At 64.0% G+C, this 25,830-nt stretch carries 24 protein-coding genes and 1 pseudogene; 14 read left to right on the top strand and 11 right to left on the bottom strand.

From position 1 onward, the window contains the following. Positions 1-336: 336 nt before the first annotated feature. Positions 337-753: pseudogene (locus MESS4_RS24340) on the top strand (transposase); the annotation flags it as partial. 157 nt (positions 754-910) lie between these two features. Here the strand turns inward: MESS4_RS24340 and copD are convergent. Beyond that, positions 911-1,798, bottom strand: coding sequence for a copper homeostasis membrane protein CopD (gene copD / locus MESS4_RS24335; protein ID WP_006336781.1), 888 nt, complete (start codon positions 1,796-1,798; stop codon positions 911-913). Further along, a complete protein-coding gene (copC, locus tag MESS4_RS24330) occupies positions 1,795-2,145 on the bottom strand; it encodes a copper homeostasis periplasmic binding protein CopC (protein ID WP_006336780.1) in 351 nt (116 codons plus the stop codon). Before copC ends, copD begins: the two co-directional genes overlap by 4 nt. Before the next feature lie 238 nt (positions 2,146-2,383). Between copC and MESS4_RS33715 the strand changes: the two genes are divergently transcribed. Next, positions 2,384-2,689 (top strand): hypothetical protein, encoded by a 306-nt coding sequence (locus MESS4_RS33715; protein ID WP_006336779.1) that lies wholly within the window; start codon positions 2,384-2,386, stop codon positions 2,687-2,689. A 110-nt stretch (positions 2,690-2,799) separates the two neighbouring features. Here the strand turns inward: MESS4_RS33715 and MESS4_RS24325 are convergent, their stop codons facing one another. The 6 genes from MESS4_RS24325 to MESS4_RS24300 all read right to left on the bottom strand — a co-directional run bounded on the left by MESS4_RS24325 (position 2,800) and on the right by MESS4_RS24300 (position 9,068). Next, complete coding sequence (locus MESS4_RS24325) at positions 2,800-3,360, bottom strand: hypothetical protein (RefSeq protein ID WP_006336778.1); 561 nt, start codon at positions 3,358-3,360, stop codon at positions 2,800-2,802. After that, entirely contained in the window at positions 3,357-3,989 is a 633-nt protein-coding gene (locus MESS4_RS24320; protein WP_006336777.1) for an amino acid permease, read from the bottom strand. The genes MESS4_RS24325 and MESS4_RS24320 overlap by 4 nt, the downstream gene beginning before the upstream one ends. Before the next feature lie 7 nt (positions 3,990-3,996). Beyond that, positions 3,997-5,013 (bottom strand): ABC transporter permease, encoded by a 1,017-nt coding sequence (locus tag MESS4_RS24315; RefSeq protein WP_006336776.1) that lies wholly within the window; start codon positions 5,011-5,013, stop codon positions 3,997-3,999. Continuing rightward, a complete protein-coding gene (locus MESS4_RS24310) occupies positions 5,010-6,584 on the bottom strand; it encodes a sugar ABC transporter ATP-binding protein (RefSeq protein ID WP_006336775.1) in 1,575 nt (524 codons plus the stop codon). Before MESS4_RS24310 ends, MESS4_RS24315 begins: the two co-directional genes overlap by 4 nt. Before the next feature lie 242 nt (positions 6,585-6,826). Continuing rightward, complete coding sequence (locus tag MESS4_RS24305) at positions 6,827-7,774, bottom strand: substrate-binding domain-containing protein (RefSeq protein WP_036242040.1); 948 nt, start codon at positions 7,772-7,774, stop codon at positions 6,827-6,829. A gap of 328 nt (positions 7,775-8,102) precedes the next feature. Continuing rightward, a complete protein-coding gene (locus MESS4_RS24300) occupies positions 8,103-9,068 on the bottom strand; it encodes a LysR substrate-binding domain-containing protein (RefSeq protein ID WP_006336771.1) in 966 nt (321 codons plus the stop codon). A 130-nt stretch (positions 9,069-9,198) separates the two neighbouring features. Here MESS4_RS24300 and MESS4_RS24295 point away from each other — a divergent pair, with 130 nt between their 5' ends. The 8 genes from MESS4_RS24295 to MESS4_RS24260 all read left to right on the top strand — a co-directional run bounded on the left by MESS4_RS24295 (position 9,199) and on the right by MESS4_RS24260 (position 18,335). Then, positions 9,199-10,647, top strand: coding sequence for an amidase (locus tag MESS4_RS24295; RefSeq protein WP_006336765.1), 1,449 nt, complete (start codon positions 9,199-9,201; stop codon positions 10,645-10,647). A 53-nt stretch (positions 10,648-10,700) separates the two neighbouring features. Beyond that, a complete protein-coding gene (locus MESS4_RS24290; protein WP_006336763.1) occupies positions 10,701-11,999 on the top strand; it encodes an ABC transporter substrate-binding protein in 1,299 nt (432 codons plus the stop codon). 84 nt (positions 12,000-12,083) lie between these two features. Next, positions 12,084-12,905, top strand: coding sequence for an ABC transporter ATP-binding protein (locus tag MESS4_RS24285; RefSeq protein ID WP_006336762.1), 822 nt, complete (start codon positions 12,084-12,086; stop codon positions 12,903-12,905). Continuing rightward, positions 12,902-13,630, top strand: a complete 729-nt coding sequence (locus tag MESS4_RS24280) for an ABC transporter ATP-binding protein (RefSeq protein ID WP_006336761.1) — start codon at positions 12,902-12,904, stop codon at positions 13,628-13,630. The genes MESS4_RS24285 and MESS4_RS24280 overlap by 4 nt, the downstream gene beginning before the upstream one ends. A 4-nt stretch (positions 13,631-13,634) precedes the next feature. After that, entirely contained in the window at positions 13,635-14,522 is an 888-nt protein-coding gene (locus MESS4_RS24275; protein ID WP_006336759.1) for a branched-chain amino acid ABC transporter permease, read from the top strand. Between the two features lie 7 nt (positions 14,523-14,529). After that, positions 14,530-15,627 carry a branched-chain amino acid ABC transporter permease gene (locus tag MESS4_RS24270; RefSeq protein ID WP_006336753.1) on the top strand — a complete coding sequence of 366 codons (1,098 nt, stop codon included), beginning with the start codon at positions 14,530-14,532 and terminating at the stop codon, positions 15,625-15,627. A 10-nt stretch (positions 15,628-15,637) separates the two neighbouring features. Further along, positions 15,638-17,221 carry a GMC family oxidoreductase N-terminal domain-containing protein gene (locus tag MESS4_RS24265; protein ID WP_006336751.1) on the top strand — a complete coding sequence of 528 codons (1,584 nt, stop codon included), beginning with the start codon at positions 15,638-15,640 and terminating at the stop codon, positions 17,219-17,221. 10 nt (positions 17,222-17,231) lie between these two features. Beyond that, entirely contained in the window at positions 17,232-18,335 is a 1,104-nt protein-coding gene (locus MESS4_RS24260) for a class II histone deacetylase (RefSeq protein WP_006336748.1), read from the top strand. Between the two features lie 159 nt (positions 18,336-18,494). Here MESS4_RS24260 and MESS4_RS24255 read toward each other — a convergent pair whose 3' ends face one another. The 3 genes from MESS4_RS24255 to MESS4_RS24245 all read right to left on the bottom strand — a co-directional run bounded on the left by MESS4_RS24255 (position 18,495) and on the right by MESS4_RS24245 (position 20,429). Further along, positions 18,495-19,592: an acyltransferase gene (locus MESS4_RS24255; protein ID WP_006336742.1), complete on the bottom strand. Its 1,098-nt coding sequence runs from the start codon at positions 19,590-19,592 to the stop codon at positions 18,495-18,497. A 214-nt stretch (positions 19,593-19,806) separates the two neighbouring features. Beyond that, positions 19,807-20,109 (bottom strand): BrnA antitoxin family protein, encoded by a 303-nt coding sequence (locus MESS4_RS24250; RefSeq protein ID WP_006336741.1) that lies wholly within the window; start codon positions 20,107-20,109, stop codon positions 19,807-19,809. Next, positions 20,106-20,429 carry a BrnT family toxin gene (locus MESS4_RS24245; RefSeq protein WP_348259961.1) on the bottom strand — a complete coding sequence of 108 codons (324 nt, stop codon included), beginning with the start codon at positions 20,427-20,429 and terminating at the stop codon, positions 20,106-20,108. The genes MESS4_RS24250 and MESS4_RS24245 overlap by 4 nt, the downstream gene beginning before the upstream one ends. Positions 20,430-20,652: 223 nt before the next feature. Between MESS4_RS24245 and MESS4_RS24240 the strand changes: the two genes are divergently transcribed. The 4 genes from MESS4_RS24240 (at position 20,653) to MESS4_RS24225 (ending at position 25,732) form a co-directional block, all read left to right on the top strand. Next, complete coding sequence (locus MESS4_RS24240) at positions 20,653-20,877, top strand: hypothetical protein (RefSeq protein WP_006336739.1); 225 nt, start codon at positions 20,653-20,655, stop codon at positions 20,875-20,877. A 281-nt stretch (positions 20,878-21,158) separates the two neighbouring features. Continuing rightward, positions 21,159-23,633 (top strand): DNA ligase D, encoded by a 2,475-nt coding sequence (gene ligD / locus MESS4_RS24235; protein WP_006336737.1) that lies wholly within the window; start codon positions 21,159-21,161, stop codon positions 23,631-23,633. Between the two features lie 93 nt (positions 23,634-23,726). After that, positions 23,727-24,626: a Ku protein gene (locus MESS4_RS24230; protein WP_006336734.1), complete on the top strand. Its 900-nt coding sequence runs from the start codon at positions 23,727-23,729 to the stop codon at positions 24,624-24,626. Then, a complete protein-coding gene (locus tag MESS4_RS24225; protein ID WP_006336732.1) occupies positions 24,623-25,732 on the top strand; it encodes a tetratricopeptide repeat protein in 1,110 nt (369 codons plus the stop codon). Before MESS4_RS24230 ends, MESS4_RS24225 begins: the two co-directional genes overlap by 4 nt. Positions 25,733-25,830: the final 98 nt, after the last annotated feature.

The raw sequence follows: 25,830 nt of genomic DNA, 5'->3' as shown, positions 1-25,830 counted from the left end.
GGCCGATCGGGTTGCAGCCCGATCCGCAGGTGGAACCCGAAGGCTCCACTGCTCAGGCATGGTTATTAGACATGGCTAATGTTCCTGCATCGGCCGAACGAATGATGTGACCGCCCCGGAGCACGAGCACGCTGGCAAACGATTCTTTTCGCGTGAAGCAGTGCGCCCCGCAAGCTTTGAGAATGGCGCTCGTGTTTGCGGGGGAGGGGCTCGCTTTCGGGGGGGAAGCCATGCACAGGAAGCAACGCCTCGTCTTTTTGGTGGCGGTCTTTGCGTCTGTTCTGGGCTTTGCGCTGTTGGTGGTGGTCCTGCAAATACTCAGCTCGTTCGACTAGTACCGAGCGGCGCGCCGCCGCCGACTTCGCCCACTGCATGCGCGATCTCGTCGATGTCCATTATCCCGAGGCGACCCGCATCCGCGTCGTGCTCGACAATCTGTCGACCCACTCGCCCGCAGCCCTCTATCAGGCCCTGCCGCCATCAGAGGCGCGCCGTATCCTCGGAAGGCTGGAGTTCCATTACACGCCCAAGCACGCCAGCTGGCTCAACATGGTCGAGATCGAAATCGGCGTCCTGCGCTGTCAGTGCCTCGACCGCCGCATCGAAAGCCGCGACAGCCTCGTTGCCGAGGTCGCCGCTTGGGAAAACCAGCGAAACAACAGCGGCGCCCGCATCAACTGGATGTTCTCCACCCAACAGGCCCGCATCAAATTGGCCAAAGCCTATCCAAAATCAACCGCCAAAGAGTCATAATCCCTGTGCAGAGGTACTAGATAGACTAATGCGGTCTTGGTCGGGCGATCGCCTCGGCAAAGCGCTGGACGAAGCTGTCGAGCAGTCCGCCTTCGGATGCGGCGTTGTGAAAGTCCAGCGGTCGCAAAATAACCATTAACGCCACTGTTTGCGCCGGTCAGCTGCCGGGCTCCGTCACGCCGAACCAGGCCACCAGTCCCAGGACTGCGCCGCTGAGCACGATTTCCGCTTTCGTTCCCAATTCTATCGCGCTTTTGGCGCCAGCCCGTCTGCTAACTCGCGGGATCAGAATGTAGCGGTTCACGATTGCGGCCGCGATCATGACAGCGACCAATCCGATTTTGATCAGGAGCAGGCGCTGATATTGCGAGGCGAAGTCGATTGGAAGTTGACCTAGGATAAGCAGCGTGTTCGCCAAGCCCGAAAGAGCGACCAAGATGACGGCGACGTGCCCGGCGGTCGAGAACCGAATAAGCGCCACCGTTGCCTGCTCGCCCACAGGGTCGCCCAGCCTGGGCAACACCAACAGAACCGCCGGCAGCGAACCGATCCAGGCCCCGGCGGCGAGGAGATGGAGAACGTTGTTTGCCTGGTGCAGACGGCCTATCCAGCCTTCATTCATAGCGGCGTGGCCAGAAAGCGAAAGACTTGCCAGCAGGAGGGCGGACAGCGCGGCGGTGGCCGTTATGCGATGGGCGCCGGAAAGAAGCGCCGTCGCCAGAAGAAGCAGGCCTATGCCGACGGCCTGCACGATCCAGGCACTGCCGATATTGGTTTCGAGCGCAACGGCCGAAAGCAATTCACCATCGAATGCCGCTCCCCAACTGTCGCCGATGATGACCGTGCGAAGCGGCAGGTAGAAAACGCCTACGGCGACAAGCGCGGCCAACGCCGCCTGTCGCGCGCGCCTCAGGCCTGACCAGATCTCCTCGCGCAATCCCGCTGGGACAAGCGTTGCCAAATAGGCCCCGGCGCCCCACAGGAACAGCGCTGCAGCATCGAAGAGGAAGCGACAGACGACAAGAGCGATTTCGGCGCTCGTCAAGGCGCGACATTGAAACTGAAGGTGCCTTGAAGCTTGTGGCCATCTACCGATAACACATTCCAGTCGACGCTGTAGCTTCCGGGGGTGAGCGGTCCCGTGACCGGAACGATAAGGCCCATATTTCCCTCGGCAAGATTCGCTGCGCCGGTCGCGGGCAGACTCCCGTCAGGACCCGAGAGCTTCACGGCACTGAACCTGAGATTCACCTCTTCGGTAAAGGAAAGTTCAAGTTGGGCCGGCGCCGGAACCGTGGAGTCCGCCGCGGGCACCGAGGAGGTCAAATTGGCATGTGCAAACGTCGGCGCGCTGCCGAAGGCAAGACCAAGCGCGGCCCACAATGCAAGCATTCTGACGTATCGTAGCATTTTGACGGAGGATACCTTTTCCGTGGCCTGCAAAACATTTCCACGACAGCATCTTCCCCTGGCGCCGGGGACAAATCAATGCGACAATTAGATCGCAGCCAAAGCCTGCGGCAACGCCCAATGCCACCGCTGGATTATCCAGCTTCGCCAGCTTCGCCAGCTTCGCCAGCATCGCCGGAGATCTCGAGTTTCACCGAGGCGGCGACCGGCGCCTTGGTCGGTGACGAGCTGGGCCGGACGCTACGCCGCGCCGCGCGATCACCGACAACGCCGCTCCGACCGTTATCGCAACATCGGCGAACTAGGCTTTGAGCTGGTGGATGTGCGCACGCTGTTGGCTCTCGAACAGCACCTGGAGGATTCCTGCGAAGACGCGAGCCGCGCTAAAACTTCGGACAAAACTCGCCCGCATGATCTCGGAATGCCGCCGGGGCGCGGTGGCGGAAGCGCCGCGTTGTCGAAGCACTGCACGGAGAGCGGGGAGATCAAAACTGCCATCCAACGGCCTGCGCCATCTGGCTGTTGACACCCGACCGGCGACGTTGCTGGCCCCACCGGCGCAGCGCCCGCGCGTATTCGGATGATGCGGTGATTGTATGTCATGGCCGTCCGATCGAAATCGCGCTCTTCACCGGCTCATGCGGTCCCGCCGCGAGCGAGACGCGACATTCCCCACCATGCGAGCGGAGCCACTACGACGACGCTGGCCATGCCCGGAAAGTAGCCATAGGGCTCATTGGCGAGCATCGGCATGATGAAGTGCGCGAGCTCGGTCAGCCCCATCGATGCAAAAAATGTCCACGCGAGAAAGCGGCCGAACTCCGGGTCGCGCCTGACGAGGAGGGGGATGGCCAGCCACGCGCCGACCGGGATGACGAGAAGCGCGAGGATCAGCCCCAAGGAGACTTCGGGCACCGGCGTTCCCGTGACCCTGGCCGAGACGGCCTCGAAGAACGCCGTGCGGTTCTCCTCGACCTTGTGCAGCAGCACGAAGGCGGCGAGCGTCAACCAGTACGGAAGCCTGATCGAACGCCATGACGCGCCCGGCGGCGCGGCAATCCAGAGGACGAAGCCGCCGAGATAGCCGACGAGGAACAAGAGCGCGTAGAGCGGACCAAGGTAGAGGTAGCCGAGAAAGGGAACCAGGAGGCTGAAGCCGAAAGCGGCGGCGATCAGTGGGAGGCTTCTGTTCTTCATGATGCTGCATCGCCCCGGTCGCGGGGCGTTCCCTTGCCGGGTGACGCTCCCGTCGCGGCCCGGGGCTTGGTGCGACCCCTGTGCCGATGAATGAGCAGATTGGGCACCGCGCCGAGCAGGAAAACGCCGGCGAAGGTCACATAGACGGGCCAGTCGTACTGCGCCGCGAGCAAAAGCGACGCGACGATTCCCAGCAACGCCGTCGGCGGCACGTTGGCAATCGATGGGAGGCGGAACGGCCGCTTCAGGTCGGGCTGCGTGAAGCGCAGCACGATCACGGCCAGGTTGATCGCGGCGAAGACCAGCGTGACACCGAGCGAGGACAAGCTGGCGACGAACTCGATCTTGCCGGCAGCGGCAAATCCGCAGGCCACGGCCAGATAGGCAAGAGCTCCGATCCACGGGCTGCGGCTCGAGCCCAACGTCTTGGCCAGCAGCTTCGGGAGGTCGCCGTCGCGTGCCATGCCGAACAGCAGACGGCTCCCCGACAGCGAGCTGCTCAGCACGGCATTGGCCGTGGCGATGAGCGCGGCGCCGATGATTGGCGAATAGGTACGGCGCCAGGACTCGCCAACGAGCCGCGATACCGACGGCACGTCCTGCTCGGTCATGGCTCTGATGTGGATCATCGCCAACTCACCGTCGCACGCGCGATTTCAGCCAGCGGTCGAAGGCCACGGCGAGGATCAGGATCAGGCCGATGACGATGCTTTGCGTGTAGGACGAGACATTGTTGAACTGCAGGCCGTTCTGCAGCACGCCGATCAGTGCCGCGCCCACCACCGTGCCGCCGACGCTGCCAATGCCGCCGAACAGCGAGGTGCCGCCGATGACGACCGCCGAAATCACCGTCAGCTCATAGCCGATGCCGGCGACGGCTTCCGAGGAATTCAGCCTCGCCGACAGCACGAAAGCGGCAAGGCCGGCGAAGAAGCCGACGATGACATAGACCGAGATCAGGATGCGGTCGACGCGCAGGCCGGACAGGCGCGCCGCCTCGGCATTGCCGCCGACGGCATAGACCACACGGCCGTAGCGCGTGTAGCGCAGCACGATGTGGCACAGGATCGCGGCAATCGCGAAGATGATCGCCGGCACCGGCACCGGGCCGATCAATCCGGTGCCGAACCAGCGCATCGAAGCATCGAAGCCGGAGATCGGGCCGCCATTGGAGATGGTCAGCGTCAGGCCGCGAAACACTGTCAGGCCACCAAGCGTGACGACGAAGGGCGGCACTTTCAGCCTGGTGATGGCAAAGCCCTGGACGCCGCCGGCGACGGCGCCGACCACGACGGCGGCGAGCAGCGCGGCAAACCAGCCATAGCCTTGCGTGCCCGTCGTCGACAGCGACAGCGTGTTGGCCGTGCCGCCCTTGGCCACCACCGCCGCGACCATGCCGCAGAAGGCCAAGAGCGAGCCGACCGACAGGTCGATGCCGGCGGTGAGGATGACGAAGGTCATGCCGAGCGCGATCAGCCCGGTAATCGAGATCTGCCGCAGGATGTTGAACAGGTTGATCGGGTCGATGAAGCTCGGCTTCAGCACGGTGAAGACGACGATCAGCACCGCCAGGAACATCAGCGGGCCGAAGCTCATCAGCAGGCGCGCGACATTGATGCCGCCGCGCTGGGCTTGTTCGGTCGTGCTCGTCATTGCGTCGCTTCCTGCTTTTGGTCGAGCGCCATCAGTTCCATCAGTTTTTCCTCTGTCGCCTCGATGCCGGGCATCTCGCCGGTGATGCGGCCGCGCCTCATGGTGACGATCCTGTCCGACACCGCAAGCACTTCGGGCAATTCCGACGAGATCATCATGATGGCGATGCCGCGCGCGGCGAGGTGCACCAGGATCTGGTGCACCTCGGCCTTGGCGCCGACATCGACGCCGCGCGTCGGTTCATCCACAATCAGCACCTTGGGGTCGCGCGCCAGCCAGCGGGCAAGGATGACCTTCTGCTGGTTGCCGCCGGACAGGCCCTCGATGGCCTGCTCGGGCGAGGCCATGCGGATCGACAGCGTCTTCCTGTAGCTCGCCAGCGCCTCGCGCTCGCGCCGTTCGGCCATGAAGCCGGCGGCGTTCGAGTAGCGGCCGAGGGAGGCGATGGAAAAATTGGTGAGAATGCCGAGTGCGGCGAAGATCGCCTGATGCTTGCGGTCTTCCGGCACCAGGCCGATGCCGAGCGCGATAGCGTCTGCCGGCGATGCGGGTGCGATCGGCTTGCCGTCGAGCATGATGGTGCCGGCGGCAATGCGGTCGGCGCCGAAGATGGCGCGGGCAAGCTCGGTGCGGCCGGAGCCGACGAGGCCGGCGACGCCGAGGATCTCGCCCGCCTTGAGGTCGAGGTTAACGCCTTCGAGCACGATGGCATGCGGCGCTTGCGGATCGCGCATGGTGCGTAGGCCCCGAACGGAGAGCCTGACATCACCCGCGACATCGCGCTGCGTCGGCCTGGCATAGAGCTCGGACGCGGCGCGGCCGACCATCTTCTCGATGATTTTGGGCAGCTTGATCGGTCCGCCCTCGCGGTCGAGGTGGCCGGCCAGCCTGCCGTCGCGCAGCACCGTCATGCGGTCGCAGATGGCGGAGGCCTCTTCCAGCCGGTGGGTGACGAACATGATGGCGACGCCGTCCCTGCGCAGCCGGTCCATGATCGACATCAGCCGCTGCACTTCGGTTTCGGTCAGCGCCGAGGTCGGTTCGTCCATGATGATCAGGCGGCTCTTCAACGACAGCGCCCGCGCGATCTCGACCAGTTGCTGCTCGGCGACCGACAGCGCCGACACCGGCGTCGCCGGGTAGAGGTCGAGGCCGACGCGGGCGATGATGCCGCGCGAGTCTTCCTCCATCTTCCGCCAGCTCACCAGCCCGAGCGGGCCGAGCGGCGCGCGGCCGATGAAGATGTTCTCCGCCACCGTCAGCGTCGGGATCAGGCTCAGTTCCTGATAGATGGTGACGATGCCGAGGCGCTTGGCATCCTGCGGATTGTGCGGATTGAATTCGACACCGTCGAAGACGATGCGGCCGCTGGAAGGCGGCATCACGCCGGACAGGATATTCAGCAGCGTCGACTTGCCGGCGCCGTTCTCGCCGAGCAGGCCGAGGATTTCGCCGGGCCGAACCTCGAGCGAAACGTCGCTAAGAGCCGTGACGCCGGCAAAATGCTTGGTCACGCCCTCGACGGCGAGGAGGGCGGGCGATGGTGATGGCTCCAAGGCTTCGGCTGGCAAAGGATGCTCCTTGAATTGCGATCCACCCGAAAGGCTGGCGGGACAGCGCCCCCCTCTGTCCTGCCGGACATCTCCCCCTCCAGGGGGGAGATCGGATGTCACCCAAGCTTTCGCTAATCTTCGGCGTTGAAGAGAGGGCGACGCGCTGAAACTGCCAATCTCCCCCCTTGAGGGGGAGATGCCCGGCAGGGCAGAGGGGGTGCGACAGAACGCTACTTTTGTCGTTGCGCGCCCTTCGTCGCCTACTTCGTCTCGCCAAGCCTTTCAGCCTTGTCGAGATTGTCCTTGCCGATGACGATCGGCGTCAAAAGCACGAGCTTTTCCTTCGGCTCGGTCTTGTCCCTGGCATAGGCGACCGCGATCTGCACTGCCGTGCGCGACTGCTCGCCGGGGAACTGTTCGACCGTGCCGGCCAGCTTGCCGTCGCGCACGGCGACCAGCGCTTCGGGAAGCGCATCGAAGCCATAGATCTTGACGTCGGTGAAGTTGCGCGCCGCGCAGGCTTCAACCGCGCCGAGCGCCATGTCGTCATTGGCGCAGATGATCGCATCGGGCTTGCCGTTGGCGGCAAGGCCGGCCTCGGTGACGGACAGCGCCTCGGCGCGAGCGAAGTTGGCGGTCTGCTCGAAGACGATCTGGTACTTGTCCTTCAGCGGATCGAGCACGTTGTGCACGCCCTTGTTGCGATCGATCGCCGGGCCGGCGCCGGGCTGGCCTTGCAGATGGAAGAGCTTGGCGCCGTTCGGGAACGCCGCCACCATGGCCTGCGCCTCGGCCTCGCCGCCCTTGACATTGTCGGCGCCGACATGGGCCAGGATGCCCTCGACGCCGTCGACGCGGCGGTCGATGGTGACCACCGGAACACCGGCCTTGACCGCTTCCTCGATGGCCGGGGCCAACGCGTTGACGTCGAGCGGCGAGATGACGATGGCATTGACCTTCTGCACCAGCGCCGCCTCGATATCGGCGGTCTGCTTGGGCGCCGAGTTCTGGCCGTCGCTCTCGATCAGGTTGACGCCTTGCGCCGCGGCCTCAGCCTTGATCTGGTTCAGCATGTGCACGAAGAACGGAAAGCCGAGGCTCGGCACCGAGCCCAGAATGGTCAGCTTGTCCTGGGCAAAGGCCGAGGGAGCGGCCAGCGCCAGTGCGCCAAAAGCCACCGACGACAGCAGGAGTTCACGTCTGTTGATCAAGTTAGTCTCCTCCACATGAGCGCATGACCCCCAAACCGGGAGCGGTTTCGAAGATCATTGCGTCGATTCAAAAATGGAGTGTCCTTTGAGCGCCCAAAGGGACGCAACGGCGCTCCAGCCGGTCCACCGCGACGTTCTCCTCCGCTCGGCGCCGGCGTGGGGGATGCTAGCCAAGGGCAGAGGTTTGCGCAACAGGCCCACAAGGGAGAAGGTGGCCGCAGCGGAGCGGAGGCCGGGTGAGGGCTCCTCCAGAATTAGGCCGCGACGACGGGAATGCTCGCAAATCCCGATTCCATGCGCGATCGTTGAACATGGATAACCGCCGTCAGCCCTTCCTGGCGACCAGCAGGGAAGCTTCACGCTCCGGCGTCGTCACCGAAAAGCCCGCCGGGCCGACCGCGGTGAAAAAGCGATGGAATATCTCGATGAAGACACGCACGAAGAGCGGCTTTGCCGAACCGTACATGTCGGCGACGATCAGCGTCGGCGGCGGCAACTCGTCGAAGATCGGCTTGCGGACGATCTCGTCGCCATCGGCGGTGGCACGGCCGATCGGCCGCATGTTGAGGACGGCCATGCCGAAGCCCGAGGCGACGGCCGAGCGGACCGTTTCGTAGGAGCGCGTGCGAAAGCGCACTTCCGGCCGTTTCGCCAGCACGTCGAACAGGGTCAGAAGATAGGTCGCCGTGTGCGGCAGGTCGAGCAGCACCAGCGGCCGTGCCGCCAGTTCCGCCAGCCAGATGCCGTCGCGCGCGGCAAGCGGATCGTCCGCATTGAGCATGGCGTGGGCCGGCACCTTGCAGATGCGGGTGACGCTGTCGATTCCGATCGGACCGATGTCGTAGAGAATGGCCAGGTCGATCTGGCCGGCGACAAGCCGTTCCTGCAACTGGACCTGATCGGCCTCGACCAGGTCGATCTCGACATCGCCGACGCTGTCGAGATAGCTGCGCAGCATTTCCGGCATGAACAGGGCGCCGAACGGCTCGAAGCAGCCGATGCGCAGGACTTTCGGCATGCGCCCGCTGAGGTCGCCGATCGACCGGTTGAACTCCGTTTCAGCCGCCAGCATGATTCGGGCGGCGGCGACGAAGCGTTGGCCGGCCGGCGTGATGGAGACGCCGCGCGCCGGCCGTCTGTCGAAAATGCGCGCCCCCATCCCGGCCTCGGCCAGCGTGATCGCCGCCAGGATGGAGGACTGCGAGATGTAGAGCGACTTGGAGGCCGCCAGCACGCTGCCAAGGCGGGCGACTTCGCAGACATAGCGCAACTGCCGGATGGTCAGGTTCATGGCTCTTGTTACATTAAATGGCGAATGTTCCCCAGAATAATACATTTTGTGGAAATTAAGAAACCGGCCACACTGCCCATGCTGACAAGGCTGCCAGAAGAGCGGCCGTGGAGTGAGGGGTTCGAACTGCATGCCGAATGGGATCTCTCCCATTGCCGACGCCGATGATCTGTGCCGGCTGAGCGCGGCGGAGCTTAACGCCGCCTACCGCACTGGCGCGCTGTCGCCCGTAGAGGTGACGATGGCGGCACTCGGCCGCGCCGAAGCGATCAATCCGCTTTTCAACGCCTTCACCATGATCGACCGCAAGGGTGCGATCGAGGCCGCCGGCGCCTCCGAGAAACGCTGGCGGGCAGGCGAGCCACTGTCCGCGACCGATGGCATACCGACGACGCTCAAGGACATCGTCTGGGTCGAGGGCTGGAGCGTGCGCTACGGCAGCAGGACCACGACTTCCGCCGCCTATGACAAGGATGCCCCCGCGGTTGCCCTGCTGCGCGGAGCGGGCGCCGTCTTCATCGGGCAGACGACGACGCCCGAATTCGGCTGGAAGGCGCTCACCGACAGCAGCCTCCGCGGCATCACGCGCAATCCCTGGAATGCCGACAAGACGCCCGGCGGATCTTCCGGCGGGGCGGCGGTCGCGGCCGCCACCGGAGCCGGCGTCTTCCACCTCGGCACCGACGGCGGCGGGTCGATCCGCATCCCGGCCTCTTTCACCGGCATCGCCGGATTGAAGCCGACCTTCGGCCGCGTGCCGGCCTATCCGTCGAGCGCGTTCGGAACCGTCGCCCATATCGGACCGATGGCGCGGACAGCACTTGATCTTTCCGCCATGGCCGACGCCATGTCCGGCCGCGATATCAGCGACTGGCAGCAAGGCGTGGGAACGCTTTCGCCACTTGGCCGGATCGAAGACACTTTGCGGGGCGCCCGGATCGGCTACTGGTCGAAGCCGCCTTCAGGAGCGCTGGATTCCGGGATCGCCGCGACCGTCTCTCATGCCTTGACGTATTTCGATGCGTTCGGCGCGACGGTCGAGCCGATTGATCTCCCAGATGGCGATTTTCCGGGCGGCGATCTTCTCGATCTTTTCCAGCATCACTGGTTCACCGGCGCCGCGGCGCGGCTGGCGCTCGTCCCGCAGGGCGAACGGGCAGGCATCGATCCGGGCTTCCTGGAGATCGCGCGGGCGGGGGCGGCGTTCGACGCCAAGGCACTCGTCGCCGCGCAGTTACAGCGCGCCGAATTCGGCGCCGCCATGGACCGGCTGCTCGACGCCTATGATTTCATCGTCTCGCCGGGAACATCGGTTCCGGCCTTCGACGTCGGACTTGAAGTGCCCTTGGGCAGCGGCCTGTCGCGCTGGACCGAATGGGCGGCGTTCAGCTACCCGATCAATCTCAGCCAGCAACCCGCCTGCGTCATCCCTTGCGGCATGACCGCGGCGGGCCTGCCGGTCGGCTTCCAGATCATCGGCGCGCGCGGCGACGATGCCCGCGTGCTGTCGGCGGCCGCCGACCTGGAAGCCGCCTTTCTGCCCATGACCCAAGCCTTTCGCCTGAAGGACTTCGCGTGAGAGATTTCGCATGAGGAAAAGACTCTAACCAACGACAAAAAGGGGAATTTGCCATGATGAACAGACGTGCAATGCTGCAAGGCGTGGTCGGCGCGGGCGCTGCCGGCGCCGCGCTTCTTGCCGACATGAACAATGCCGCGATCGCCCAGGACGCCAAGCCCATTCCGGTCGGTTCGGCGCTGCCGATGTCCGGCATCGCCGCCGCCGACGGCATCGAGTTCAAGAACGGTCTCGAGCTTGCCGCCGAGGAGATCAATGCGGCGGGCGGCATTCTCGGCCGGCCGGTCGAGATCCACATCGAAGACACCAAGGAAATGGGCGCCGATCTGGTCAGCCAGTCGATGCAGCGGCTGATCGACCGCTTCGAGGCGCCGGCCATCATCAACGGTTACAATCTCGGCACCAACATGATCGAGATGGACGTCGCCGCCGACAACGACGTCATCATGATGCACTACAACACGCTGATTTCGCACAATGAGAAGTTCAAGACCGACCCGGCCCGCTACTACAGTTCCTTCCAGGGCGACCCGCCGGAGTTCTGGTATGGACCGGGCTGCCTGAATTTTCTGAAGACGCTAGCCGCGGACGGCAAATGGCAGGCGCCCAACAAGAAGCTCGCCATCATTCCGTCGGCCAACGAATATTCGATCGTCATCGCCAACGCGATCCGCGACAAGGCAGCCGAATACGGGTTCGAGGTCAGCCTGTTCGAGACGGTTCCGTTCCCGACCAACCAGTGGGGACCGACGCTGGCGAAGCTGCGCCAGGATCCGCCGGCGGCGATCCTGATCACGCATTTCCTGCCGCAGGACCTGGCGCAGTTCATGGTCCAGTTCCTCACCGAACCGATCAACAGCCTGATCTACATGCAGTACGGACCGTCGTTGCCCGCCTTCCGCGAGATCGGCGGCGAAGCGGTCAACGGCGTCGTCTATTCGACGGTGATCGGCTGCCTGCCGGACGATTTCTCCAAGCCGTTCCGCGAGAGCTATCGGGCGAAATTCGGTCCGAACTCCGCCTACATCACGGGATCGCAGACCTATGACGGCCTGTGGATGTGGGCGCTTGCCGCGGCAATCGCCGGCGGTCCGGGCGAGCCGATGAACAAGGAGCAGACCACCAAGGTGGCCAATGCCATGAAGCGCCTGGTCTATCGCGGGGTCAACGGCACCTATCGGGCCGATCCCGCCGGCCAGTCGGCCTTCTGCTATCCGACGCAAGTGGCCGATCCGTCGCTTGGCATGCCGCACCAGTTCCTGCAGCATCAGGACTACAAGACCGATCCGAAGCTGATCGCGCCGGTGCTCTATGCCACGGACAGCTTCATCCTGCCGCCATGGATCAAATGAACCAGACATGGAAATGAAACCAACGAAACCGGCCGGGGTTGCGCCCGACCGGTTGCCACCAGGTAAGATGCCAGGGCAAACGAGATGACTGAGGCTGCGGGCCCGATGCTGGTTTGTGACGGTGTGGTCAAACGCTTCGGCTCGCTGGCCGCCGTCGACGGCGTGTCGATGGTGGTCAATCCGGGTGAGATCGTCGGCATTGGCGGGCCGAACGGCGCCGGCAAGACGACCTTTTTCGATGTCGTGACCGGGATCACGCCGGCCAGCGGCGGCCGGGTGCATTTCGGCGACACCGACATTTCGGCCTTTGCTGCCGACCGCATCTGCCAACTCGGCATGGCCCGCACCTTCCAGCTCAATGCCGCCTTCGACAGCCTGACCGTTCGCGAGAACATCGAGATCGCCGCCTATTTCGGCCGGCAGCGGCGAAGGCTGGCCGGCTTTCGCCTCGGCGAGGAAGTCCGGCAGGCAACGATGGAGGCGCTGGACTTCGTCGGGCTTGCGGCCAAGGCCGACGAGACCGTGGCGCGGCTGCCGGTGCTCGACCGCAAGCTCCTGATGATCGCCGGCGCCATCGCCACCCGGCCGAAAATGCTCTTCCTCGACGAGCCGGTCGGTGGGCTCAACGTCGCCGAGATCGACCAGATCATGGCGATGGTGCTGAAACTGCGCGACCAGGGACTGACCATCGTCCTGATCGAGCATGTCATGCGCTTTCTCCTGGCGCTGTCCAGCCGCGTCATCATCATGCACCATGGCAAGGTGATCTTCGAGGGCAGGCCGGACAAGGTAGCCGAGGACCAGACCGTCGTCGAAACCTATCTCGGCCAGGGCACGCGGAAACGGTTGAAGAAATTCTTCGATGAGCAAGCCGCCGCGACGCCCCCCGTGATGGGGACGCCATGATGGGCGCAGCCGCAAAACCGCCTGTCCTGCAGCTCGACCGCATCGTCTCCGGCTATGATGGGCTCGACGTGCTCAAGGGCATTTCGCTGACCGTTCATGCCGGTGAGTTCGTCACCGTCGTCGGCCCGAACGGCCATGGCAAGTCGACATTGCTCAAGACCATCTCCGGCCTCGTGCCGCTGCGCGGCGGGCAGATCAGCATCGACGGCCAGCGCCTGTCCGGCAAGCCACATGAGACGGCGATGCTGGGCGTCGCCCATGTGCCGCAGGGCGACATGCTGTTTGCGCAGATGAGCGTGCTCGAAAACCTGCTGATGGGCGCCTACCTGGCGCCGGACAAGGCCGGGATCACGCGCCGGCTGGACGAGGTCTATGCGCTTCTGCCGAAGCTCGCCGACCGCCGCGGCCAGATCGCCTCGAGCCTGTCCGGCGGCGAACGGCGCATGGTCGGCATCGGCCGCGGCCTGATGATGGGCGGGCGCATCCTTCTGATCGACGAGCCGTCGCTCGGCCTGGCGCCGCTGATCATCGACCAGGTCTACGGCGTCATTTCCGAACTGAGCAAGGCCGGCCGCACCATCCTTTTGGTGGAGGAGAACCCGGCCCGCGTCGAGGATCTCGCCGACCGCCTGCATCTGCTCGACGACGGCGCCATCGTCTGGTCGGGCAAGCCCGCCGAACTGATGGCGCGCGACGAGCTCCTTGCAACCTATCTTGGAGGCTGACGCCATGGTCGATGTGCTCATGGCCATTCTCGTCGCCGGCTTCACCTCGGGCGCGCTCTATGCCCTGGCGACGGTCGGACTGTCGCTGGTCTGGGGATCGATGGGCATGCTCAACATGGCCCATGCGGCGATGCTGACGCTTGGCGGTTACGTCGCCTTCACGGTGATCACCTCGCTCGGCCTGCCGATCGCGCTCGGCTTCGCGGGCGCCATCATCGCCGGTGCCGTGGCCGGCGCCATCCTCTATTTCGCGATCGTGCGCAATCTGTTGAAGAACGACAAGTCGACATTCGAAGCCAACGTCATGATCGCCACGGTCGGCATCGGCATCGCGCTCGAGAACGCCATCCTCCTGACCTATGGCGGACAGCCGCTGAAACAGCCGGTTTCGATCGTCGGCACCTTTCGCCTCGGGCCGCTGACGCTGCCCTGGCAGAACCTGATGATCATCGCGGTCGTCGTCGTCATGATGGTGGTGGTCTCGCTGGCGCTCGGCCGCACGCGGATGGGCCGGGCGATCAGGGCGACGGCGCAGAACCGCGACGCGGCCCAGCTCATGGGTGTCGCCGTCAACCGCGTCTATCTGCAGGTGCTGATGCTGTCGGGCGCACTCGCCGGCATCTGCGGCGTCATGGTGTCGTCGATGACGCAGCTGTCGCCGCCGCTCGGCAACGACCCGATGCTCAAGGCCTTCATCATGTGCGTGGTCGCCGGTCTCGGCAATCTGCCGGGCGCCGTCGCCGCGGCCCTTGGGCTGGCGCTGCTCGAATCCTTCGTCCAGTACGCCTTGGGCGCCCGCTGGGGCTTTCCATCGCTGCTGTTCGTCGTCATTGCCGTGCTGATCTGGCGACCGTCCGGCCTTTTCGGCCGCGCCGAAATCCGGCGCATGTGAGGGCACCATGACAGACACCATGTCGCGTTCCTCCATGTCCCGGTCAGCCAAGACCGATCTTGCCATCAGCCTGGTCCTGATCGCGGCGGCGATCGCGCTGCCCTTCATGGTCGACAGCCGCTACATCCTCGGCCAGATCGTGCTGGCGCTGTTTTATGCAACGATCGCCTCGCAGTGGAACCTTCTGTTCGGCTTCTCCGGCATCTTCTCGCTGGCGCAAATGGCGATCTTCGCCTTCGGCGGCTATGCGACGGCGATGCTCTGCTTCTATTTCGGCTGGAACGTCTGGGCGGCTCTTGTGCCCGGCGCACTGGGCGCCGTGCTGTTTTCGCTGGTCGTGGGCCTCGCCTGCCTTCGCCTGACCGGCGTCTATGTGGCGCTGCTGACGCTGGCGATTGCCCAGACGATGTATCTGTTGATCGTCACCGACACCGAATGCTTCGTCATGGTCGGCTCCGTCTGCCGTCAGTTCACCGGCGGCGCCGTCGGCTTTGCCCGCTTCGGCGATCTCGGCACCAGGGCCTTGCTCAGAGCGCAGTGGCTTGTCGGCAACTACGCCATCATCGCGGTGCTGTTCGCGGTGACAATGGTCTTCACCTACGCAATCGTCAAAAGCCCGATAGGCCTTGCCTTCCGGGCATTGAAGGACAATCCGGGCTACGCGGTGGCGCGTGGCGTCAACCGCTTCCAGGCGCAGCTTCTGGTCTTCGGCATTTCCGCCTTCTTCACCGGCCTGGCCGGCGGTTTTTATGCCGCGCATTTCCAGGCGATCGGCCCCGGCGTGCTGTCGATGTCGCAACTGATGTTCATCATCGCCATCGTCGTCGTCGGCGGCGTCGGCACGTTCTGGGGACCGCTGGTCGGAACCGTGGTGTTGGTCCTGGCCGACGAATTGATGCGCGAGAGCGGCGAGTTCCGCACGCTCGGCCTCGGCCTGATCATCGCGCTGTCGGTGGTGCTGATGCCGAAGGGGCTGGTCGGCCGTTTTGGCGATCTCGTCCACTGGCTCGCGCGCCGTCGCGCCAATCTCGCGGAGAGCCGGCCGGCAGACAGCAAGCCGGCAGTGAGCAACATTGTGCAAAGCCCGGCCCCGGCCGGAAAGTGAGAGACTTACGATGTTCGATACGATCATAGTGGGTGCCGGCTCGGCCGGCTGCGTGCTGGCCAACCGCCTCAGTGCCGATCCGGCCCGCAAGGTGCTGTTGCTGGAGGCCGGGCGCGAGGCGCCGCTGGCCTCGGACGTGCCCTCGGACTGGCCGACCATGTTCAACACGGCCGTCGATTGGGGCTACTACACCGAGCCGCAGGCAGGCTGCCGCGGCCGGCGGGTGTTCTGGCCGCGCGGCAAGATGATCGGCGGCTCCGGCGCGCTGAACGCCATGATCTATATTCGCGGCCTGCCGTCCGATTATGACGGCTGGGCGGCGATGGGCTGCCCCGGCTGGGCGTGGGCCGACGTGCTGCCGGTGTTCAAGGCCTGCGAAAGCAATGCCGAACTCGGCAACGATCCGCTGCATGGCGCCAACGGGCCGCTGCATATCGGCAATGTCCCACATGTCGATCCCAACGAGCTTGCCTGGATCGAGGCCTGCAAGGCCGCCGGCTACAAGCAGAACCGCGATTTCAACGGCGTCGAGCAGGAAGGCGTCGGCCTCTTTCAGTTCACCATCAAGAACGGCGAACGCTGGGGCACCGGCAAGGCCTATCTGCGCCCCGCGCGGGAGCGCCCCAATCTGACGGTGAGGACCGGCGTGCTGGCCATGGGCCTGATCGTCGAGAGGGGCCGGGTCAAAGGCATCCGCTATCTGGTGAATGGCGAACCGGAGGCCGCCTTCGCCGACTCAGAGGTGGTACTGTCCTCGGGCTCGATCGGCAGTTGCCAGCTGATGCTGCTTTCGGGCATCGGCCCGGCCGACGAACTCGCCCAAGTCGGCGTTGCCCCCGTGCACGATCTGCCGGGCGTCGGCAAGGACCTGCAGGACCACATCAACATTCCGATCACCTTCTATACGAAGGACAGGATCGGCGTCGGCGCCTGGACCGACGAGACGCTGCGGCGCGATTTTGTGGAATGGCAGACATCACGCAGCGGTCCGCGTTCCTCGCCCTGGGTGGCGGCTGGTGGCTTCGTCAAGAGCCGACCCGATGTCGAACCGGATTTGCAGCTTTACGGCGCCATCAGCCCGCATCGCGATTATGTGCGATTCCTGTCGTCGAAGCCTGGCATCACGCTGCACACCACGCTGCAGCGGCCGGACAGCCGCGGCGAGATCCGCCTGCGCTCGGCCAATCCGGTCGAATATCCGGCGATCGACCCGCGTTACTTCATCAGTGACGAGGACGGCTCGGACATCGCCACGCTGGTCGAAGGCATCCGCATCAGCCGCCGGATCGCGGCGCAGTCGCCGCTTGCCGAAATGCTCGTCGGCGAGATCACGCCGAGCGCCGAATGCGAGAGCGACGCCGAGATCGCGGAGTATATTCGCGGCCACTGCACGACGCTCTATCATCCGACCAGCACCTGCCGCCTGGGCACCGACGCGATGGCCGTCGTCGATCCCGCGTCGATGAAGGTGCATGGGCTGGACGGGCTTTGCATCGCCGACGCCTCGGTGTTCCCAAGGATGGTCTCGGGCAACACCAACGCGCCGACAATCATGATCGCCGAACGCGCCGCAGCGATGATCCTGGCGGGTTAGGAAGCAGCAGATGACGACGGGCTGGAATTTTCACGAGCTCTATCTCTGGCACGAGACCGGCAACGCCGCGCAGTTCTTTCAGCCGAGCCTGACCATCGAGCCGGGCGAGCATGCGGAGAATGCCGCGACCAAACGCCGGTTCCGCAACCTCATGGAGGTTTCGGGCCTCACCGGGAAACTGTCGATGATTGCCTCCGTTGCGGTGAGCGAGGACGATCTCGCCCTGTTCCACGACCGCGACTATGTCAGCCGCATCAAGACGCTCAGCGACGGGCGTGGCGGCGATGCGAGCTATCTGACACCTTTCGGCCATGGCAGCTATGAGATCGCCTGTCTCGCCGCCGGCGGCACCGCGGCGGTGATGGACGCGGTGCTGAGCGGCGATGTCGGCAATGGCTACGCTCTGGTGCGGCCGCCGGGGCATCATGCCGAGCGCGCGCAAGGCATGGGCTTTTGCCTGTTCGGCAACGTTCCGGTCGCCATCCTGAAGAACCGGGCCAAGCATGGCTTCGAGCGGGTCGCCACCGTCGACTGGGACGTCCATCACGGCAACGGCACCCAGTCCGCCTTCTATGCGGACCCGTCCGTGCTGACCATCTCGATCCACCAGGACGGGCTCTATCCGCATGACAGCGGTTTTCACAAGGAGCGCGGCGAGGGCAAGGGCGAAGGCTACAACATCAACGTGCCGTTGCCGGCCGGATGCGGCCACGGCGCCTATATGTCGGTCTTCGAACGCATCGTGCTGCCGGCGCTTCATCGCTACAAGCCCGATCTCATCGTCGTGCCGTCTGGCTTCGATGCCTCGGCGGCCGATCCGCTGGGACGCATGATGCTGCACAGCGGCAGCTACCGCGAGATGACGCGGATGTTGATGCAGGCGGCGGACGATCTCTGCGGCGGACGCCTGATGATGTCGCATGAAGGAGGCTATTCGGCTGCCTACGTTCCCTATTGCGGCCTGGCAGTGATAGAGCAGTTGTCCGGTATCAGGACCGATATCGACGACCCGTTCCTGCCGGTCTTCGAAGCCTATGCCGGCCAGCCCCTGCAGCCGCATCAGGCTGCTGCTGTTTCCAAGGCGGAGGAACTGTTGGGTGGTATCGAGTGGTGAATAGTGAATAGTGAATAGTGAATAGTGAATAGTAGTCAGTAGTTCAGTAGTCAGTAGTGTATTTAGTCGTTCTTTCGTCACGTATTGTGTGCAATTTCACCATTCACCATTCACCATTCACCATTCACCATTCACCATTCACCATTCACCATTCACCATTCACGCCGGCCGATCGAGCCGGAGTTTGCTTGCCATCATGTTCAGCGGGGGCAGCAGCAACGATATCAAAGGCTTGCGTATCGGTTTTTCGATGAAGAACGAGATCACGAATGAGGCGGACAGCAAGGCCGTGAGCACAATTGCCAGGGCGACCCAGCGGCCGACCGCTGGCGATAGCGCGTTGAGCCAGAGCGTGCCGATTTCCTGATGCAGGAGGTAGAGCGGATAGGTGAGCCCGCCCAGCATAAGCACCAGTGGTGTCGGTGCGATGCGGCGACGCAGGAGCAGAGCCCCGCCGAACAGGCCATAGACGACGACATTGGCGGCAAGCAGCTGTGCAAGCGACGGCGAGAATCCGAAATTGGCCTGCATCCAGTCGGCGCCCGAGGCCACCTCCCTGCACGACAGCAGGAACGCCGCGCCGAGCAGCACAAGCGCCTCGATAGACGAACCCTTGGCGACAATGTGCTGGGCAAGGATGCCGCCGGCGAAATACGGCGCGTATTGCGTGATCAACACGAACTGCAGAGCCGTGCTGTGGATGACCGTTTCGTTGATAACGGAAATCAGCAGCCATGCCGCCACGATCTGCAGCTTCCAGCGCGAGAAGACGCCGAGGAACAGAGCGATCGCGATCCACCCATAGAAAATGATCTCCATGACGATCGACCAGTAGACACCGTCCACGAAGGGTCTGTTGAAGGCCGGGGCGACAATGAAGAGATTGGCGGCCCAGATGCTTGGGTCATATGGAAGGGTCGGATTGGCAGCCAGCGTCTGCACGATAAAGCTGGCGGTCATGCAGACGAGGAAGCCAGGATAAAGCCGGGCGAACCTTGCCGCGGCGAATTCCGTCCAGTTCCTGCCTTCGGCCGACCAGGCGATGACGAACCCGCTGATCAGAAAAAACAGGTTGACGCCCATATAGCCGTATATGGCGAGGGAGCCGGCTTCGGGGTAGCCGTTCGCCAGCAGTGGCGGCAGGTAGGATCCGTGAAAGAGATAGTGGAAGAACAGGACAGCCAAAGCCGCGACCAGGCGCAACAGATCCAGCGACCCCATGCGCTCGGACTTGCGGCCTGTCGCTCCAGACGCCATTACTCCACCCAACCCGATTACCGGCAGGCTAGGCGCGAGCGAAACGGGTGGCAATTAAGCCGGATGGGCTACTCTGGCAGGGCACGGCGTGGCTGCGCGCCGTCGGCGCCAGGCGGCTGGCACCGACGCTGATACATTCCAAGTCCGGCCGCCTGACAGAAAAATAGTGTCGAAATGAAACCTCACGGGCTCACGATTGCCGACATCCGCGCCTCTAGCCCACTTTCGCCTTCTTCAGCACATCATTGACCCTGGCCTGCCAGCCCCTGCCGGTTGCCTTGAACTTTTCGATCACCGCCGGCTCAAGCCGGATGGAAATCTGTTGCAGCGGCACAGCGACGGGTGGGCGCCCCCGGCCGCGCTTGATGCTTTCGGCCAGATCGGGAAACGCTTCGGCAAAAGGCCTGCCCTTGGCAATCTGCTCATCGGTCAATTCCGGGCTGTCGGCGTCGTCCCAATCCTGCCTGGTATAGCCGCGGCCGGGAACGAATTCTTTCATGGGTTTCTTGCGGGTCATGTCAAAAGGCTCCTTTCCCTGATGCTGGCCGGACGCATCGAAACAATCGAAATGGCTTCCGTGCCGAGATGGGCGAAGATGACGACGATAGTGCCGTCGGATAGACGGCCGAGCGCCACATGCCGACCGCTCTTGCCGGGATAGATGGTCGCCGCCTCGAAAAATTCGATGGTGAGATTGGCGAAGTCCATCCCGTGCTTGTCGAGATTGGTCAGGCGCTTGTGCTCATCCCACACGATTTTCACCGGATTATTTGTATCACTAAAAATATGGATGTCAACCATTATTTGTGATACAGAAAAGGAAGTGTCATGATGCAAAGTTGCTTTCCTTCAGTGGTTGTTTTTCCACTTACGAAGGACAAATCCGAAGAGGGAAATTTGCACGGTGCGTGGCTGGCGTGATGGCAGGGCCGGCTCATTTGGGCTTGGTGTAGCCGTCGTTCCAAGCGGTTCGCACCACCCGAAAATTGACAGGCCCCCCGGTCTCGGCCATCCTTGTCCCTGCCGTTCTGTTGTGCGGCGTCGAGCGTATGAGCGAGTCATGGCCAGTTCCGTCACTGCCCAAAAATCCAAGCGCGCCGCGGTGCGCCAGGCGCTCGACCGCCACAAGGTCTACATCACCGCGCAGCGCTTTTCCGCCGGCGCCTACAGCGCGCGGGTTCTGGTCGACGGCGAGGCCTATTGGGTCGACGAATTCCGGTTGAGCCAGCTTCAGCAAGGACTTTCGCCCGCCGAGCTCGAATTGACACCGGCCACTGACGATTGAGCCGCGTGGCATCCATCCTTTCGCACCGCTGTGGTGGAGGAAAATCCGCAATGCTGGCGGGACAGCACCCCCCTCTTTCCTGCCGGACATCTCCCCCGCAAGGGGGGAGATTGGCAGCTTCGTCTTCGGCGCTTCACCTCCAACGTTGGCGATTGGCGAAAGCTGAAGCGACTTCTGATCTCCCCCCTTGCAGGGGAGATGTCCGGCAGGACAGAGGGGGGTGTGAAGGAACGCTGCGCTGGCTATCCGAAGGCGCACTAGCCGCCACTCTCGCCTGACCCATGCCAACTCCCTCCAAACTCGAGGCCTATCGCGCCAAGCGTGAATTCAGCCGCACGCCGGAACCGGCGGGCGGGCTGCTCAGCGACGATGGCAACCGCTTCGTCGTGCACAAGCATCATGCTACCGCCGACCATTACGATCTGCGCCTGCAGGTCGGCGATGTCTTGAAAAGCTGGGCGGTGCCGCGCGGCCCATCGCTCAACCCCGCGGATAAAAGACTGGCGGTCGAGACCGAGGACCATCCGCTCGACTATATCGATTTCGAAGGCGTCATTCCCGAGGGGGAATATGGCGGCGGTCCGATGATCGTCTGGGACACCGGCAGCTGGGCGCCGATGGACGATGTCGAAAAGAGCCTGCGCACCGGCGCCTTCAAGTTTCGCCTCGCCGGCGAGAAGCTGAATGGCGGCTGGATGCTGACACGGCTGAAGCCCAAGCCAGGCGAGGATGAGGGCAAGAAAAACTGGCTGCTGTTCAAGGAGCGCGACCTCGCCGCCGATACCAAGCTCGATATCCTCAGCGAGCGGCCGGAAAGCGTCAAATCCGGGCGCCGCATCGAGGAACTGGTCGAAGCGCCGAAGCCGGCGACCAAGCCGGCAAAGCCGGTGGTGCTGAAACCCGGCGCTTTGCCCGGCGCGGTCAAGGCGCTGCTGCCTGCCCGCATCGAGCCGCAGCTGGCCACGCAGGTGCCGAAACCGTCGGATGGCGTCGATACCGGCGAGACCTGGCTGCACGAGATCAAGTTCGACGGTTATCGCACCATGGCGCATCTGGCCGACAAGGCGGCGCGGCTGATCACCCGCGCCGGCCTCGACTGGACGAAGCGCTATGGCGACTTGGCCGGCGCCTTTGCAAAACTGCCGTGCCGCGAGGCGGTTATCGATGGCGAGATCGTCGTGCTCGACGCCAAGGGCATCAGCCGCTTCGCGCTACTGCAGGACGCGTTGGCGGAAGGCGCCGGCAACAAGCTCCATTTCTATGCCTTCGATCTGCTTTATCTCGACGGCTGGGATCTGACCACGGCGCCGCTCATCAGGCGCAAGGCGCTGCTTTCGCAACTGCTTTCCGGTCTTGGCGCCAATTCCGCGATCCAATTCTCCGACCACGTCGAAGGCGACGGGCAGGGGCTCTATGTCAGGGCCTCCGAACTCGGTCTGGAAGGCGTCGTCTCAAAACGCGCCACCGCGACCTATCAGAGCGGCCGCACCAAGAGCTGGACCAAGACCAAGGCGCTGAAATCCGATGACTTCGTCATCGCCGGCTACACCACGTCAGACGCCGCCGAAGGGCTGGCGGCACTTGGCATGGCGGAATTCGAAAACGGCGAATTGCACTATCGCGGCAAGGTCGGCACCGGCTTCGATGCCGGGATGGCAGGCGAATTGCTGGCCCGGCTGGAACCCTTGCGCGAAGGCGCCACCGCACCCGAAGGCGTGCCGCGCGAGATCATGCGCGAGATGAACTGGGTGCGGCCACTGTTGTCGGCGCGCATCCACTACGCCAACCGCACGTCGGACAATGCGTTGCGTCACGGCGTGTTCCGCGGCCTCAGGGATGTCGGCCTGTCGACGCCGGTCTCGGCGAAACGCAAGCGGCTGATCGCCGAGGCCGATCTCGCGACGATCTGGGTGACCAACCCGACGCGGCGGCTGTTCGGCAAGACCGGGCCGACCAAGCTCGATATCGCGGTCTACTACGCGCTGGTCGGCGACTTCATGCTGCCGCACATTCTCGGCCGTCCGGTGTCGCTGGTGCGCTGCCCGACCGGCAAGCCGCAGGATTGTTTCTTCCAGCGCCACGCCTTCACCGGCATGCCGCCTTCGGTCGTCACCTTCGAGGCGACCAATTCCGAGGGCGAGACAAAATCCTATCTGTCGGTCGAGGGCGCCAAGGGCTATCTGGCGCTGGCGCAGTTCGGCGTCGTCGAGTTCCATACCTGGGGCACCCATCGAACAAAACTCGACAAGCCGGATTTGATCGTCTTCGACCTCGACCCTGGCGAGGGGATTGCGTGGCGCGAGGTGGTGGAGGCCGCGGTGCACATCAGGGGTGAACTGGAGGGTCTTGGGCTGATGCCGTTCGCCAAGACCTCCGGCGGCAGCGGCATCCACATATCAGTGCCGGTGACGCAAAAGCAGAACTGGAAGAAGCTGCATCAGGTGTCCAGCGCCATCTCCACACATCTGACTGCCACGGCGCCCGACACCTTCACCACAACCATGGGCAAGGACAACCGCAAACGGCGCATCTTCATCGACTATCATCGCAATGCGCGCGGCCACACGTCCGCCGCACCCTATTCGCTGCGCGCCCGCACCAATCTGCCGGCCTCGACGCCGGTGAGCTGGTCCGATCTGGAATCCATCGACGCTCCGCAGGATTTGAATTATTCTTCGCTGCCGGGCCTTCTGGCTACCTCGGGCGATCCCTGGGCCGACATGGAAGATTTCGCTAGGGATTTGCCGGTATTGTGAGGGCTCGATGTAGGATTTCGGCGTTATCGTTCGTCCTTCGGACGAACAGCGCTGCAACAGTTCGACAGTGCACGGCCGCGTAGGAGAGAATTCATGGCGCCCAGGGCAAGTTGGAAAGGTTACCTCAAGCTCAGCCTCGTCAGCTGTCCGGTCCGGCTCTATCCGGCGACGAGTGCCAGCGAACGCATCAGCTTCAACCAGCTGCACAAGAAGACCCACAACCGCATCAACATGAAGCCGGTCGATCCCGAGCTCGGGCTGGTCGAGCGCTCGGACCTGGTCAAGGGCTACGAGTACGAGGACAAGCAGTACATCATCATCGATGATACCGATCTCGACGCGGTGCGCATCGAATCCAACCACACGATGAACATCGAGGCCTTTGTCGACGAGGGCGAGGTCGACGTGATCTACCAGGACGCGCCCTATTACCTGGCGCCGGACGGCGCGATGGCGGAGGAAACCTTCGCGGTGCTGCGCGAAGCGATGCGCAAATCCGGCAAGCTGGCGATCGCGCGCCTGGTGCTGTCCAGCCGCGAGCGCGTGGTGACGATCGGTGCGCGCGAGAACGGCATGTTCGTCTGCACCTTGAGGAACCCCAACGAAGTGCGCGGCACGGCTGAATATTTCGGCAACATCCCGGCCGGCAAGCCGGATGCCGAAATGCTGCAATTGGCCGAAGCGCTGATCAAGCAGAAAGAAACCACCTTCGATCCGAAGAATTACGAGGACCGCTACGAGATCGCGCTGATGGGGATGATCCGTGAGAAGCTGAAGGGCCACAAGCCGATCATCGCGGCGGCGCCCGAGCGCGGCAATGTCATCAACCTGATGGATGCGCTGAAGGCGAGCCTGTCGCAATCGGCCAAGCCGCCGGCCAAGTCGAAGAGCAAGGCAGACGATGCGGCGAAGCCCGCAGCCAAGGCCGGTGCGGCCAAGGAAAACCCGCTGAAGGCCAATCTGCTCAAGGCCGTCGGCAAGAGCAAGGCGTGACGGCCCCCGCCGGCGGCGTCTTCGGCGTCGTCGGCGCGCTGGCGGCGTTTCCGCTACGGCTGGCCGCGCGTGAGGTCGCGCGCCAGCAGGGCCAGTTGCGGCGCGGCGTCACCAGGCGCACCAGCCATGTCGTGTTCGGCCGCTTGGTGCTCGCCAAAGCAGGCGATGCCGAGATCGAGCGCCGCGCCGATGCCGAGCGCGGGGCGGGGCGCACGCTTCTCAGCGAAAACGGTTTTCTACGCCTGCTCGGGTTGATGAAGGCGCCGGAGGCCTCGGCGCTGTCCAGGCAGTCGCTCATCGACCAGTCGCGGCTTGTCGCCGCCGACTTCGACCTTCTCAGCCTGTTCGACGCATTCGAGCATGATGGCGAACCCTATTCCTTCCGCGACCTGATCCTGGCCCGCAAATATGCCGGGCTGATATCAGGCGGCGCGACCTGGGGGGCGATCGCGCGCTCCGTGCACCGCTCTGGCCCGGTCGCCTCGCTGACCGCCAAGTCGCTCGCCGTCGGCTCGGCATTTGGTCGCCCGGATGCGATCTATCTCGAGGACGGGCAGAGTGAGCTCGACGGCCAGTTGCTGTTCGATTTGGGCGTGGCCAATTCAGGAATGTATGGCGACGACACGCTGGAAGAATTGTTCGCCGAGGCGGAAGCGGCGGAGGAGGAGGGCCGGCACGACGCCGCGGCCGCCCTCTACCAGCGCTGCCTTTCCATCGATCCAAGCGATGCCATCGCCGCCTTCAACCGCGCCAACTGCCTGCGCGGCGCCGGCCGTGTGGCGGAAGCCGCGAATGACTATGCCCGCGCCATAAGACTCGATCCGGGTTTCGTTGAAGCCTGGTTCAACCTCGCCGGACTGATGAGCGACGAAGGCCGCGAGGCCTCGGCGCGCCGGCACCTCGTCAAGGCGATCGCGCTTGATGCAAACTACGCCGATGCGGTGTTCAACCTCGCCAGGCTCGAATTCGACGCCGGCAATCTGGCGGAGGCCCGCCGCTGCTGGGTGCGCTATCTCGAACTCGATGCGGATTCCGAATGGGCGCGGATGGCGGCCAAGGGGATACAGTTCGTTGATCTGCAACTGGCGCAGAAATCGGCGGGATGAGGGCTTCATTTGGTCGCGCTTGAGCACCCCCCTCTGGCCTGCCGGCCATCTCCCCCGCAAGGGGGGAGATCGGATGCCGCCATCGCTTTCGCCAATCG

The organism is Mesorhizobium sp. STM 4661 (assembly GCF_000359125.1).
GTDB lineage: Bacteria > Pseudomonadota > Alphaproteobacteria > Rhizobiales > Rhizobiaceae > Mesorhizobium.
This window is presented reverse-complemented; position numbering and strand designations above follow the sequence as displayed.